This is a genomic window from Paenibacillus sp. 05T425, from assembly GCF_056396205.1.
In genome coordinates this window covers 92,373-105,941 of the sequence record NZ_JBFTLA010000006.1, presented here as the reverse complement: position 1 = coordinate 105,941, position 13,569 = coordinate 92,373, and the positions used below count along the sequence as shown (strand labels likewise).

16 protein-coding genes are annotated in these 13,569 nt (G+C 48.7%); 13 read left to right on the top strand and 3 right to left on the bottom strand.

The annotated features are described in order from the left end of the window. Positions 1 to 26 precede the first annotated feature (26 nt). Together AC1DF0_RS14455 and AC1DF0_RS14450 are read left to right on the top strand one after the other, a co-directional pair. Positions 27 to 743: a response regulator transcription factor gene (locus AC1DF0_RS14455; protein ID WP_307201672.1), complete on the top strand. Its 717-nt coding sequence runs from the start codon at positions 27 to 29 to the stop codon at positions 741 to 743. Next, positions 744 to 2,210, top strand: coding sequence for a HAMP domain-containing sensor histidine kinase (locus tag AC1DF0_RS14450; RefSeq protein ID WP_477574449.1), 1,467 nt, complete (start codon positions 744 to 746; stop codon positions 2,208 to 2,210). It begins immediately after the preceding gene. A gap of 162 nt (positions 2,211 to 2,372) precedes the next feature. Here the strand turns inward: AC1DF0_RS14450 and serA are convergent, their stop codons facing one another. Beyond that, positions 2,373 to 3,965: a phosphoglycerate dehydrogenase gene (gene serA / locus AC1DF0_RS14445; RefSeq protein WP_475821533.1), complete on the bottom strand. Its 1,593-nt coding sequence runs from the start codon at positions 3,963 to 3,965 to the stop codon at positions 2,373 to 2,375. 320 nt (positions 3,966 to 4,285) lie between these two features. Between serA and AC1DF0_RS14440 the strand changes: the two genes are divergently transcribed. Next, entirely contained in the window at positions 4,286 to 4,612 is a 327-nt protein-coding gene (locus AC1DF0_RS14440) for a rhodanese-like domain-containing protein (protein WP_477574448.1), read from the top strand. A gap of 6 nt (positions 4,613 to 4,618) precedes the next feature. Here AC1DF0_RS14440 and AC1DF0_RS14435 read toward each other — a convergent pair whose 3' ends face one another. Next, on the bottom strand, positions 4,619 to 5,536 hold the full coding sequence (locus tag AC1DF0_RS14435) for a hypothetical protein (protein ID WP_477574447.1): 918 nt from the start codon (positions 5,534 to 5,536) through the stop codon (positions 4,619 to 4,621). Between the two features lie 112 nt (positions 5,537 to 5,648). Here AC1DF0_RS14435 and AC1DF0_RS14430 point away from each other — a divergent pair, with 112 nt between their 5' ends. Both AC1DF0_RS14430 and AC1DF0_RS14425 read left to right on the top strand, forming a co-directional pair. Beyond that, positions 5,649 to 6,242, top strand: a complete 594-nt coding sequence (locus AC1DF0_RS14430; RefSeq protein ID WP_477574446.1) for a lysostaphin resistance A-like protein — start codon at positions 5,649 to 5,651, stop codon at positions 6,240 to 6,242. Next, complete coding sequence (locus tag AC1DF0_RS14425; RefSeq protein ID WP_442050418.1) at positions 6,239 to 6,478, top strand: hypothetical protein; 240 nt, start codon at positions 6,239 to 6,241, stop codon at positions 6,476 to 6,478. The genes AC1DF0_RS14430 and AC1DF0_RS14425 overlap by 4 nt, the downstream gene beginning before the upstream one ends. Here the strand turns inward: AC1DF0_RS14425 and AC1DF0_RS14420 are convergent. Then, a complete protein-coding gene (locus AC1DF0_RS14420) occupies positions 6,462 to 7,331 on the bottom strand; it encodes a polysaccharide deacetylase family protein (RefSeq protein WP_477574445.1) in 870 nt (289 codons plus the stop codon). The two genes, AC1DF0_RS14425 and AC1DF0_RS14420, sit on opposite strands and share 17 nt — an antisense overlap. 182 nt (positions 7,332 to 7,513) lie before the next feature. Here AC1DF0_RS14420 and AC1DF0_RS14415 point away from each other — a divergent pair, with 182 nt between their 5' ends. The 8 genes from AC1DF0_RS14415 (at position 7,514) to AC1DF0_RS14380 (ending at position 13,428) form a co-directional block, all read left to right on the top strand. Next, entirely contained in the window at positions 7,514 to 7,837 is a 324-nt protein-coding gene (locus tag AC1DF0_RS14415) for a hypothetical protein (protein ID WP_442050416.1), read from the top strand. A 208-nt stretch (positions 7,838 to 8,045) separates the two neighbouring features. Beyond that, positions 8,046 to 8,666, top strand: coding sequence for a genetic competence negative regulator (locus AC1DF0_RS14410; protein WP_442050415.1), 621 nt, complete (start codon positions 8,046 to 8,048; stop codon positions 8,664 to 8,666). Between the two features lie 154 nt (positions 8,667 to 8,820). Continuing rightward, complete coding sequence (locus AC1DF0_RS14405; RefSeq protein WP_442050414.1) at positions 8,821 to 10,071, top strand: Glu/Leu/Phe/Val family dehydrogenase; 1,251 nt, start codon at positions 8,821 to 8,823, stop codon at positions 10,069 to 10,071. A gap of 15 nt (positions 10,072 to 10,086) precedes the next feature. After that, on the top strand, positions 10,087 to 10,782 hold the full coding sequence (gene prsW, locus AC1DF0_RS14400) for a glutamic-type intramembrane protease PrsW (protein WP_477574444.1): 696 nt from the start codon (positions 10,087 to 10,089) through the stop codon (positions 10,780 to 10,782). A 54-nt stretch (positions 10,783 to 10,836) separates the two neighbouring features. Continuing rightward, positions 10,837 to 10,995 (top strand): hypothetical protein, encoded by a 159-nt coding sequence (locus tag AC1DF0_RS14395; RefSeq protein WP_442050412.1) that lies wholly within the window; start codon positions 10,837 to 10,839, stop codon positions 10,993 to 10,995. A 108-nt stretch (positions 10,996 to 11,103) separates the two neighbouring features. After that, the gene (gene ypeB / locus AC1DF0_RS14390) at positions 11,104 to 12,456 is read left to right on the top strand and encodes a germination protein YpeB (RefSeq protein ID WP_442050411.1); all 1,353 of its coding nucleotides are present in this window, start codon (positions 11,104 to 11,106) and stop codon (positions 12,454 to 12,456) included. A 57-nt stretch (positions 12,457 to 12,513) separates the two neighbouring features. Beyond that, positions 12,514 to 13,167, top strand: coding sequence for a flagellar brake protein (locus AC1DF0_RS14385; RefSeq protein ID WP_442050410.1), 654 nt, complete (start codon positions 12,514 to 12,516; stop codon positions 13,165 to 13,167). Positions 13,168 to 13,248: 81 nt separating this feature from the next. Then, a complete protein-coding gene (locus tag AC1DF0_RS14380) occupies positions 13,249 to 13,428 on the top strand; it encodes a hypothetical protein (RefSeq protein ID WP_442050409.1) in 180 nt (59 codons plus the stop codon). Positions 13,429 to 13,569: the final 141 nt, after the last annotated feature.

Genomic DNA, 13,569 nt, shown 5'->3' with positions numbered 1-13,569 from the left:
ACAAGAATGGAGAGGAGTAATGCCGTATGACCGATTACTCAAACCGTATTTTAGTCGTTGACGATGAGGAACGAATTCGCCGCCTGCTCAAAATGTATTTAGAGAAGGAAGGCTATACGATTGATGAAGCTGAGGACGGAGAAACAGCGCTTCGGCTTGCATCAAATACGGATTACGCATTGATATTGCTCGATGTAATGCTGCCGGGAATTGATGGCGTCGAGGTATGCTCGCGACTTCGTCAGATTAAGGCGACGCCGGTCATTATGCTGACCGCAAAAGGCGAGGAGATGAACCGCGTACAGGGATTCGAGGTCGGTGCTGACGACTATGTTGTTAAGCCATTCAGCCCGCGTGAAGTGATCTACCGCGTGAAAGCCATACTTCGTCGTTCGTCTGCTACTGCGTTCTTGACCAAGGAGATTAACTCCAGCAACAACATCGTGTTTCCTAACTTGATCATTGAGCATGACGCGCACCGCGTAACAGCCGGAGGTCAAGAAGTAAGCTTAACGCCTAAGGAATATGAGCTGCTGCACTACTTGGCCGTCTCGCCGGATAAAGTATTCTCGCGCGAGGAGCTGCTTAAGGATGTTTGGAACTACGAGTTTTTCGGTGACTTGCGGACAGTGGATACCCATGTGAAGCGGCTTCGCGAGAAACTGAACAAAGTGTCCCCTGACGCGGCCGCAATGATAACGACCGTATGGGGCGTCGGCTATAAGCTTGAGGTACCGAAGTAAATGAAGTTGATTCAACGATTGACACGTATGCTGTGGAACAGTGTGGTCGGCAAGCTTTGGGCTACCATCATGCTGCTTGTAGCGGTTGTACTCATCATATTAGGCGTATTTTTGCTGCAATATATTGATATTTGGTTTAATGAGGATGCTCATGATATTAAGATCCTGTTCATCGTCGTTGCCATTATTGGTTTCCTGCTGTCTACGTTCTTCGCTTTCTTCCTGTCGGCAAAGATCCAACAGCCGTTATTGCAGCTTAAAAACGCGGCAGATTCCGTGTCGCAAGGCAATTACAGTACAAGGGTMGATATTCGTTCGACGGATGAGATCGGCGAGCTCGCGAAGACGTTCAATCATATGACCGAGCAGCTTGATAAGCTGATTCACGACTTGAATCATGAGAAAAATCATTTGACCAGCATCCTGCGGAGCATGGGCGATTCGGTTATTACTTTCGATGCGGCAGGACAAGTGATATTGACAAACCCTAGCGGCCATCTGCTCATCAACCAATGGTCGGGGCTGAAGCATGAATGGCATGATGACGAGTTGCCGAATAACGATGCACACTACGAGAGCGTACCGATGCCGCTGCGAGAATTGTACCAATCCGTAATGGAGAAGGGGCATGACTTAAGCGAGAAGGTACATGTTCATACTAACGTATGGTCGGTCGTTATGGCGCCGCTTCAATCGAACGGCGTTGTACGGGGTGCAGTAGCCGTAATACGGAATGTAACCGAGGAGCATAAGCTTGAGAAGCTGCGCAGAGACTTCGTAGCGAACATATCGCATGAGATTCGCACGCCGTTATCGATGCTGCAAGGCTATAGCGAAGCATTGCTTGACGATATTGTCGCATCGCCTGAAGAAGGCAAGGAGCTTGTGCAGGTTATCCATGACGAGTCGCTTCGTATGGGCAGGCTCGTCAATGACTTCCTTGACATCGCTCGGATGGAAGCAGGGCATGTGGAGATGAACTTCCACGAGATCGATCTGTGCCATGTTCTGAAGCGCGTCCACCGTAAGTTCCAAGTGTATGCGAAGGAGAGAGAAGTGCGGCTTCAGATCGATATTCCGAATGAGCCGCTTACGATGCTGGAGGCCGATGAGGATCGTCTAGAGCAGGTATTAACGAATCTGCTTGATAACGCGCTTAGGCATACGCCGGCTGGGAAGTCTATCACTATAGCAGGGCATCAGGCGGATGTGAATGGAGAAGCCTTCATTCAAATTATGGTTCGTGACGAAGGGCAAGGAATTCCGATGGAGGATGTTCCGTACGTATTCGAACGGTTCTATAAGGCGGATAAAGCCCGCAAACGCGGTTCTTCCAGCGGTACCGGCCTTGGTCTTGCGATCGTGAAAAACCTGATCGATCTTCATAAAGGCCGTATTGTGGTCGAAAGCGCTGTTGGCGTTGGCACATCGTTCACCCTGTTGCTTCCTGTCGATTATCATCAATAGTTGTCAAAGCGTTCCCTTGCGGAGCGCTTTTTTTGTTGAGAACCATCGTTTAATCTTGTTGTTCGTGAAACAATGGGGTAAGTATCTATACAATAAGTAAAATAAAAGAACCTCATCATCCGCATATGGGAGATGAGGTTCTTGTTCAAAGCAGCGCTTMTATTAGTAAAGCTTGATTTCCTTAGCTGTGTTCAGCTCAGGAAGGCTTGTCAACTGTTGAAGGACTTCTTTCGGAGCGGCTTTGTCAACACGTAGGACCATGATAGCCGATCCGCCTTCAAGCTGGCGTCCTACTTGCATCGTCGCAATGTTCACATCGTTGTTGCCAAGCAATGTGCCGACGCGGCCGATGATACCCGGTCTGTCGTTGTGCGAGATCAGAATCAGGTTGCCTTCAGGCGTAACGTCAACTGGGAACTTATCGATCTGTACGATGCGAGGGCCGTAGCCAGTTAGCAAAGTACCCGATACGACATGTTCTTCCTTCTTCGTGCGAAGCGACACGGACACGAGGTTCGTGAAGTCTTTGGAAGCTGTCGATTTACGGATCACGATATTAACGTCTCTTGTTTTTGCAAGATGCATCGAGTTGACCACATTTACGTTCTCAAGACCGAGGTGATGCGCAAGAACGCCGCGAACGATGTAGCGCGTCAATGGTTGCGTGTCAACTTCAGCTAGCTCGCCAGCATAGTTAACGATGATTTCTTGAACAGCGCCTTCCGTCGATTGAGCGATAAAGCTTCCGAGCTTCTCGCCAAGCGTGTAGTACGGCTGCAAAATGTTTTGCAGATTAGCCGGGATAGGAGGCATGTTAACCGCGTTCATGAACGGCTCGTCACGCAATATGTGAAGCACTTGCTCCGAAACGTCGATAGCAACGTTTTCTTGAGCTTCAACAGTAGAAGCGCCAAGATGCGGCGTTACGATGATTTTCGGATGCGTCAGGAATGGATGATCTTCAGCAGGAGGCTCAACCTCGAATACGTCGAAAGCAGCACCCGCTACAACGCCTTTATTAACTGCATCAACGAGAGCAATCTCATCAATAATGCCGCCGCGTGCGCAGTTAACGATGCGCATGCCTGGCTTCATGACTTCGAATTGCGCTTTGCCGATCATGTGGCGAGTCTCGGGAGTCAGCGGAGTATGAACCGTCATAAAGTCTGCGTTGCGAACAATCTCGTCAACCGAAGCGAGCTTGACGCCGATTTTCTCTGCACGCTCCTCCGTCATGAACGGGTCATAGCCGAGAATGTCCATTCCGAAAGCTTTAGCGCGTTTTGCTACTTCGCTGCCGATACGGCCCATGCCGAGAACGCCAAGCGTTTTGTTGCGAAGCTCTACGCCAAGGAACGATTTGCGATCCCATTCGCCGCCAACGGTCTTCAGATAGGCTTGCGGGATATGGCGTGCAACAGCCATCATCATAGCGAAAGTATGCTCGCATGTCGTAATCGTATTGCCGTCTGGAGCGTTAATGACAATAATACCGTTTTGCGTAGCCGCTTCGAGGTCGATGTTGTCGACGCCGACACCAGCACGGCCAACGACTTTAAGCTGTTTGCCTGCTTCCATGATTTTAGCGGTTACTCTTGTTTGGCTGCGAACGAGAAGAGCGTCGTATTCGCCGATAATGGCAACAAGCTCGTCCTCGCTAAGGCCAGGTTTTTTGTCTACTGTGACATCATTTGCATCAACTAGCTGCTGGATGCCCAAATCGCTGATCGGATCGGAAACTAACACTTTAAACATGAGAAGTATGCCTCCTAAATTGGTGCAAGGCGATTGCGCCTTGCTTTCTAATATGAACAGAAAAACCCCCGTCCCGGCTTCGACTTGCAGCATCGGGACGAGAGTTGGATCATCAAGTCGTGACCGAAGTGGAGCGTATTCCAAGCCATAACGGCTGTTGCCGCGCTGGAACGAAAGTGAATTCTAAAAGTAGACTCGGACTTTTCTATTTTATAGCAAGCGAGTGGACAATTGCAATGCTCAAACTTGCTGATTTGTGAAAATTTCGATATGATTCAACCATTGTGAGCAACAAATGACGACACAGGAGGTATAGGATAATGACAAAATGGCAGGATGTAGCTCCTGAGCAATTAATAGCAATTTTGGAAAGCGGTGAAGCAGATGCTTCGCAAATCATTGACGTACGCGAGTCGTACGAATGGGACTATTACCACTTAGAGCATACAACCTTAATTCCAATGAACACCATCCCCGGCAGACTGGATGAACTGCCAACCAACAAGACGCTGTATATCGTATGCGCGCATGGCGTTCGAAGCGAGGCCGTATGCCGTTATTTAGAAGAACAAGGCTATAGCGACCTCCGCAATGTTACAGGCGGAATGGCGGCTATAGCCTCGTTAAGAAACTTTMAGTATGATTAATATTAGTTAGTCGGCATTCGCGGAGAAGAAAGGCAACTGCGGAAGCAACGTTTTCTTGTAAAGCTTCGCGTGACTGTCAGCAAAGTCTCCGCTACGGACAGCGTCCGTGTCAAGCAGAAGCGCAACGATTTGGGACACGGTACCGAGTTTCATCTTCGCGGCTTGACCGGAAATAATAAATTCATCGACCCGGCTAGTCAGATCATGAGGATAAAAAGTCGTGATCTGCTTGCGGTTGAGCAAGGAATCGGCCATGAGCTTATTCTTGACCGTAATCGGCAGCGTCTCCCACTTGGCGAGATCGAGCTTGGCTGAGAGCTTGTATTCGTTAGGAATATCGACGTTAACGCTCGATGACCACTTCAGCATAGCATCATAATAGGCTTGCTGTGCGGTTAATGATTGGGCGGTAGCGGTAATATAGTTTTTCTCCTTGGCGATTACTTGCAGCAGTTCATCGCCCTTTGCAGATTTGGAACTTGATGCAGCATGGGTTGCCGCGTCTGCGAATAGTTTCAAGCTGCGTATGTAACCGACTTGCGCCTCACCGAGCAGGGGGGAGTTCTGCATATTGAAGGAGCTTGCTTCGCCCGCTTTGTTTTTTGCTAGATTAGATAACTCTTTAAAAGCTGATGAAGCATCAATGGACTCACCCTGCGAAAGCTTGTTAACGGCGTTGAACCACTCGTTCTGAAATTCACGATAAGGCAAAAATACGGTATGATAGAAAGAAACTAAATCCTGCTGCTGATAGGGACTGACCGATTCTTTAGCTTCTGCGCTGGCCTTCTCCGCTTCGTATCTCGATTCGGTCCGGTCTGCGCCAACTTCAATACCGTAAAAAAATGCGCCAACCGAGCATGYGAGCATGAAGACGAATCCGATGCTGTATAGCATTGCGTTAGCTGATAGTTTCTTTTCCATGACAAACTCCTTCTATGTATATGTAATGTGGTGGGTCTCTAAGTTCTAATCAGTATAGGTTAAAAGGCCGAAAAAGAAAATATGAACGAAACAGATTGGCGGGCGGGAAACGATGAAAAAGTTCGATATTCGCAATATTCGTGTACGTAAAGTTTCCGTTGACGATCTGGACGACAGAATGCTGCTCATTAACTTGTATGCAACGCAAGGGCTTACTTTTATTATCGGCTTGATATGGGTATTATTTCAGCGTCAAAACATAATTGCATTATTCAAATTTCCGAAAKAGCTTACTTTCCTGTGGTGGGGAGTTGGACTAGCGGCGGCGGTGATCGTGGTTGACCTGCTCATTTCCAGGTTCGTGCCGGAGGAAGCCACGGATGACGGCGGCGTTAACGATCGTATTTTTCGCAAGCGGCCGGTGTGGCATATTGTTCTCATTTCGTTTATTGTAGCAATATGCGAGGAATTGTTGTTTCGCGGCGCCATTCAGCATGCGATCGGTCCATATTGGACAAGTATCGTATTCGCGACCATCCATGTGCGTTATTTGAAACATTGGATACCGACAGGCTTAGTCTTCTCCATCAGCTACGGCTTAGGTTGGATTTATATGGAGACCGGATCGATTTGGTCCGCTATCATTGCGCATTTTGTAATTGATTTGATTATGGGTTTAATTATTCGATTCAGGAGGGAGTCATGAGCAGGAGAAGCAGGTCTGGAAGCTCGAGCAGACAGGAACATTATCAACTAGAAGGGACGGCTGAGCCGTCCGCAAGCAGTCTCGAATCCACCGACGTCTCGGCATTGCCGCCAAGACGCAAGAAACATCCATCAAGCGCGCAGAAAGTAACGAAATGGTATTATAATCTTATTGTAGTCTTGTTTCTTGGTCTGGTGGCGGGTTTGTTCTACTATGGTATTAAGTATACCCAATAGGAGAAATAGTCGCTGGATCAATGAAGGTATAACCTTCCTTCTCCAGCTTCGTCAGCAGCTCATCCAAAGCATCGGCTGTCCATTGCAATTCATGCATTAATATATTAGCGCCCGGATGAAGCTGCTCCATCACATTGCGGATCACCTCCGCGGGATTATCCCGTGCCGGTTTCTCCCAATCAAGCGAACCGTTAGACCACGTCATGTATAACATGCCGTGGTCTTTTGCTGTTTGCTTAACGATGTCGTTGCCAGCGCCGTAAGGCGGTCGGAAGAAGAGGGGGGCGGTTCCCGTTAATCGCTTTACCTCATCTTGTACATCTCCAATCTGCTGCTTCACCGCATCATCGCTGGCTTCTTTCAAATTGTTATGATCCCAAGCGTGATTGCCGATCGTTTGTCCACGGCCTTGGATGAGCTTCAGCAGCTCAGGGTTTTGCTTGACCCTGTAGCCGTTAACGAAGAAGATCGCCTTCGCTTTATGTTTGTCCAGCGTAGTGAGCAGACTATCGATAATCGTCTCATTATTTGGTCCGTCGTCGAATGTAAGAAGTACGGCTTTGTCGCTCGTAGCTTCATCGATCGGTACGAAGCGGTAAGCGTCAGTCATCCGGTAGAGCGGCTTTGAGTTTGCGGCTTCGGTTGGCGCAGCAGTTGTCTCGGTGTGAGGAACAGCATTTGCCTGTGCAGATGGAGTTTCGGACGGTTTCGTGGTAGCGGAAGCGGGCTGCTGTATAGTTGTAGAGGCTTGATCCGTCTCTGTCGTCTTCGTACTGGAGCTGCAAGCGGATAACGTCACGAATAGTGAAGCGGTCAGAAGAGCGTTTAAAATCGGCAGGCGTCGTTTCATCATCGTTAAAGATTACCTCCGTCAATGTTATGTCGAGTTTTGCTGTAATTTGGCATTAGTATACCACAGTCAAGCTGTGCGCTAATCGGGCTTATTTCCTTATTTTATCGGGAATGACGGCTCTCTGCGGCGGTCACACTAACAACTGAATACGAAAGACGACGAAGAAAGAGGTGTTCTTACAGATGAAGTTAAGCGGATTTATCGTAGGCGGTTTGCTCGGTGCGGCAGCGACGGTGTATGTATCGCGGAAGCGCCCAGGGACGTTCGCATGGGCTTCGAGCGCGATCTCGAATGCTGCCTCGAATATGATGGGCAAGTCGGTATCCAAAATAATGAATAACGGATTCATGCACGAGGCGGCGAATGTCGCCCCAAAGCATACAGACGCTTCCGCAGGAAGGTCAGAAGCCGCTTGGGAACAAATTGAGGCGATCGTGAGCAGCGATCCGGCTATCAAGAAGGAAGCGGACAAAATAAAAGCGGAAACGTCAGCCCTTGCCCACTAGCTGCCACAGCATAGCCCGGCATCCACGGAATCGCAGTCAACGATTGGCATTAGCCAGCGTTATGCGATTCCTTTTTTTGCCCAATATTAGTGCATTCGACGGTTATACATGATAAAGTAGTTACATAGCATGATTTGATCAAATTGATCACATCTTACTAAAAATTTCATACGCTGTTACAACAGATGCTGCAGAGGAGGATCCTGTCATGAAAATCGAACGGCTGAGTCAGGACAAGATACGGATTTTCCTGACGTTCGACGACTTGTCGGAACGGGGGATCCATAAGGACGACATGTGGCGCGAAATTCCTAAAGTGCACGAGCTGTTCAGTGAAATGATGGACCAGGCATATACGGAACTAGGTTTCGATGCCAGCGGCCCATTGGCAGTTGAAGTGTTCGCCCTTCCCGCTCAAGGTATGGTGGTCATCGTTACACGCGGCAAGATGAATGCACACGCTCATGATGGCGGCCACACGTTGGAAGAAGATGATGCGGACGATGAAATATACGAGATGGAAGTTACGCTCGAACAAAGCGATATTGTCATGTACTCATTCCGCGACTTTGAGGATGTCATTGCCGTGTGCAAGCAGCTTCAATCTTCCGGCCTAACCGAAGACGGGAAGCTATACTCGTACAACGGGAAGTGGATTCTTGCACTAGAGCCTGCGCTGATCGACTCGTCGAAGCATAATGCCGTAATTGCCCTGCTTGCAGAATACGGGGAAGCGACATCCGTCACTTATGCGATGCTTGAGGAATACGGTAAGGTTATTATGCCAGATTCGGCCATTCGTCAAATATGTCTTCATTTTAACTTTTAAGCACCATCCCTCGTTGAGAGCATCTGCGACCTTACCGGTTTGCAAGATGCTCTTCTTGCATTCTAGGCTATCCTAACGCATGACTCCGTCTCTTATGGAATACGCTGTGAGCATGGCGCTCATATTATAAAGAGACAAGGGCGGTGATTGGGATATGAATGACAAAAATGAGACCGATGTGCTGCAAGCGACTCAAATCGTAATCGAACAAGCGCTGCAGCGGCTAGGCTATGAGCAAGATATGATCGAGCTGATGAAAGAACCAATGAGGGTGCTGACCGTTCGAATTCCGGTACGTATGGATGACGGCAAGACGAAAGTGTTCACAGGGTATCGTTCACAGCATAATGACGCAGTTGGGCCAACTAAGGGAGGCGTTCGCTTCCACCCCGCAGTGAATGAGAATGAAGTAAAAGCATTATCGATATGGATGACGCTTAAATGCGGCATTGCCGATCTCCCTTACGGGGGAGGCAAAGGCGGCGTTATCTGCGACCCGCGCAGCATGTCCATCCGCGAGTTGGAGCGTTTAAGCCGCGGATATGTACGAGCAGTCAGTCAAATCGTTGGTCCGACGAAAGACATCCCAGCCCCTGATGTGATGACAAATTCACAGATCATGGCTTGGATGCTGGATGAATACAGCCGCATTCGGGAATTTGATTCGCCGGGCTTCATCACCGGCAAGCCTCTTGTCCTCGGAGGCTCTAAGGGGCGTGAGACCGCTACGGCGCGGGGTGTCGTTATCATGATCCATGAAGCTCTAAGACTGAAAGACATCAAGCTGGCGAATGCGCGAATCGTCATTCAAGGCTTCGGCAATGCTGGAAGTTATCTTGCCAAATTCATGCATGAAGCAGGCGCGAGAGTAATTGGTATTTCCGATGTGTCCGGAGCGTTGTATAATGAAGAAGGACTCGATATTCCTTATTTGCTGGATCGACGCGATTCTTTCGGCAATGTGACAAATCTGTTTCAGCAGACGATCACCAATGATCAACTGCTTGAGCTTGACTGCGACGTGCTTGTCCCGGCAGCCATCGAGAATCAGATTACCGAACACAATGCGCCGAACATTAAGGCTAAGGTCGTCGTTGAGGCGGCTAACGGTCCTACGACACTCGAGGCGACTCGGATTTTATCCGATCGAGGGATATTGCTTGTGCCTGACGTGCTTGCAAGCTCGGGCGGCGTTATCGTATCTTATTTCGAGTGGGTACAGAACAATCAAGGCTATTACTGGGATGAACAAGAGGTTGATGACAAGCTTCGCTTGATGATGATACGAGGCTTCGAACAAGTGTATGACATTCACCGCACCCGCAAAGTCGATATGCGGCTCGCTGCTTATATGGCCGGCATTCGCAAAGTAGCGGAAGCGGTTCGCTTCCGGGGGTGGGTGTAAGAAGGCAGGTGTTAGATGCTTATTTTTTCTATATTGACAGCAGCGGTTGCACCAGGCATATCGCTGCTTACTTACTTATATTTAAGAGATAAATACGATGCAGAGCCGATCCACATGGTTGCGCGCATGTTCGTGCTAGGTCTGCTTATCGTTATACCGATTATGGTTATTCAGCGCGGTCTAGAGATATGGCTAGGCGATTACACGGGGGTGTTCATATTCCTCGAGTCGGCTGGAGTAGAAGAGTTCGTGAAGTGGTTCGTTCTTCTTCACGTCATCTACAACCATACTGAATTCGACGAGCCATATGACGGTATTGTATACGCCGCATCGATTTCGCTTGGTTTCGCGACGATGGAAAATGTGCTGTATGCAATTTACTCGCYAGCCAGCTTTGCAACCTTGCTTGGACGTGCGCTGCTGCCTGTATCCGGTCACGCTTTATTCGGCATTATGATGGGGTATTACTTCGGAAAGGCGAAGTTTGCTCCCGCGATTAAGACGAGGAGACTTCTTGCCATCTCCATGCTGCTGCCATTCGCGCTGCATGCCATCTATGATTGGATTATTATTTCAATCGGTTCTAATTACCTTTGGTTCATGGTGCCGTTCATGGCGGTGCTGTGGGTATGGAGCTTGCGTAAGATCAATTCCGCCAACTCCAGATCGCCGTTCCGATTCATGTCGCGCGAGGATGAGGTTAAATTATAGCTCATCTGTCCATAATGCTACTATAGGAACCATCTAGAAGCTTAGGGGGTAACGATGGAAGCGCGAGTGAAGGTGACCATTCGGTGCAATGTATGCGGGGAGAAGTTCGTGCTGCGGGGGCGACGGGATAAAGGCGGTATCGACACCGGCTTTAAACAATGCATCTGCAACAATACCAACGACCTCGATATTGAAGAGCATACCGCCTATTAGGGCGGTTTACCGATGGATTGTTAGTCAACTGAATAGCATGGATGCATAAAGCTCCTTTTGGCAAACCAAACTAACACCAGGTTTGCACAAGAAAGGAGTTTTTTGCATATGTACCGCCGACTTAGTTCGATCCTGTTCCCCATAATGACAATCTTGTTTCTCGGCTCGATCTACTGGGGCTATCAAGAGCATCAAGAGAAAAACTCGATTCTCATAAAAGCGGAAAACCAATACCAGCGCGCCTTCCATAACTTGACTTACCATGTCGAGCAGCTGCATCAGCAGCTAGGCAACACGCTGGCGGTTAATTCCACCTCGCAAGCGTACCATCGCAAAGGGCTCGTCAATGTGTGGCGGCTGACAAGCGAAGCGCAAAATGAAATCAGTCAACTGCCTTTAACGCTGCTCCCATTCAATGAAGCGGAGGACTTCCTGTCGCATATCGCTAACTTTGCTTATAAGACAGCTGTAAGAGATTTAAGCAAGCAGCCGCTGACACCGGACGAATTCGCAACGATGAAGACGCTCTATAAGAAATCCGAGGAAATTTCGAAAGATTTGTTAGGCGTTCAGAACAATGTATTAGCGAACAGCTTGAGGTGGATGGATGTTGAGGTTGCCATTGCGTCTGAGAAATCCAATAACGACAATGCGATCATCGATGGCTTCAAGACGGTCGACAAGAAGGTTAGCGAGTACCCGGAAATCAACTGGGGACCATCCGTTAGCAGCATGTATCAGAAGCGCTCCATTAAGATGCTGGGCGGCAAGTTTGTTAATGCGGAAGATGTGAAGAAGGAAGCTGCGAAGTTCACCGGCGAGAATGCCGGTGCGATCCGAGTAACCGAGAACGGCAAGGGCACGGAATTTGCTTCTTATACGGCTACGGTCGAATCGGGCAAGGACAGGAAGCTGCAGCTGGATTACACGCAGAAGGGCGGCCAACTCATCTCGTTCATGAATCCGCGCGAAATAGGAGAAAAGCAGATTGGCTTGAACAAAGTAAAGAGCAACGCGGAGTCATTCTTGGAGAAGCATGGCTTCAAAGGAATGAATGCAATCAGCTACGATATGTTCGATCGGGCGGGTACGTTGACCTTCGTACATAATCAAGGTGGCGTACTCATTTATCCGGAGAAGCTGACCGTGAAGGTGGCGCTTGATAATGGCGAGATTGTTGGCTTGCAAGCTGCCGATTATGTATACGAGCAGCATGAACGGAAGCTGCCTAAGCCGGTGCTCACGAAAGCGCAGGCAAGCAAAGCGCTTAATCCGGAGATGAAGGTCCGAAGCGAACAGCTCGCTCTCATCGACAATGAATTAGGCGAAGAAGTACTCTGCTATGAATATACGGGACAAATCAATGGCAGCCTCTACCGTGTCTACATTAATTCAGAGACGGGCATTGAGGAATCCATTGAGGAAATGACGCGAAACGATACGAAAGCCGCTGACAAATAACGATATAGCTCCCCTCTAATCGACGTGCTATAATGTCAATGAAATGGGGGGAGCCAAATGTTGCCTAAAGTAAATCAAATGCTGTATTACCATATCGCTTCTGCCGATGAAGAAGAAGCGGCGATCGAATACAAGTCTCGAATTGCCGATGAGCAAGAAGACTGTTTGTTGATCGAAAATCCGCTCAGCGAGAAGACAGGTCGTTTCAAACGGCTGTTTCTAGGGGACGAGCTGTCCGTCAACTTCATAACGGAAGCGGGCATCAAGAACTATTTCGATTCGCATGTTATCGGCTTTGCCGAGGATGTCATTCGACTTATTAAGATTCGCAAGCCCGATCCCGATCGGATTACGAAGGTGCAACGCCGTAATTTCCTGCGTGTGCCGGCCGAGCTTGAGATCGCGGTCAAGCTGTCCGATCATGTTCGCTTCGTCTGCAAGACGGATGATGTAGGCGGCGGCGGCATTTCCTTTATATGCGATGGAAAGTGGGCTCTCAAGTCAGAGCAGATGCTGGAATGCTGGCTGCTCGTCCCATTCAAGAACGGTACGATCGAACATGCATCATTCAAGGCGGAGATCGTGCGCGTCGTAGAGATGGAGTCCGGTCGTCATCAGATCATGATTAAGTTCGCGAGCATCAGCGATTCCGAGCGTCAGAAAATAATTAGATACTGCTTCGAGAAGCAGCTTGAATATCGCAATCGATGAATAGAGTGGAATAGGTTGGCGAAAAATAGGGAAAGAACCCGAATTTAAAGAGGAGCGATTCCTATTTTTCGCGAGCTGTTTATGAAGAGAAAAAGTAAAAAACAGATGATTAAGCTGTCTGACGAAGTTAGCGCTTTTCTCAAAAAAATGATCATAACGCTGCTCATCCTGGTTGTCTGTTCACAGGCTGCGCTCCAAAACGACACGATCAGACATTGGTTGACGGGTGTGGATCGGTGGGAAGGCACAAGACTCAAATAGCTTCCCGTTCTTTTGCATCTGCGGGTATAGTGTGGTATAATTTTCACGTCGCAGGCAAAGCCTGCTTTTTTCTTGAAATATAAGAGGTAGAATAGTAGCATTGCTGCGTTCTTATATTTCGCCCGCGAAACGATCGCGCCT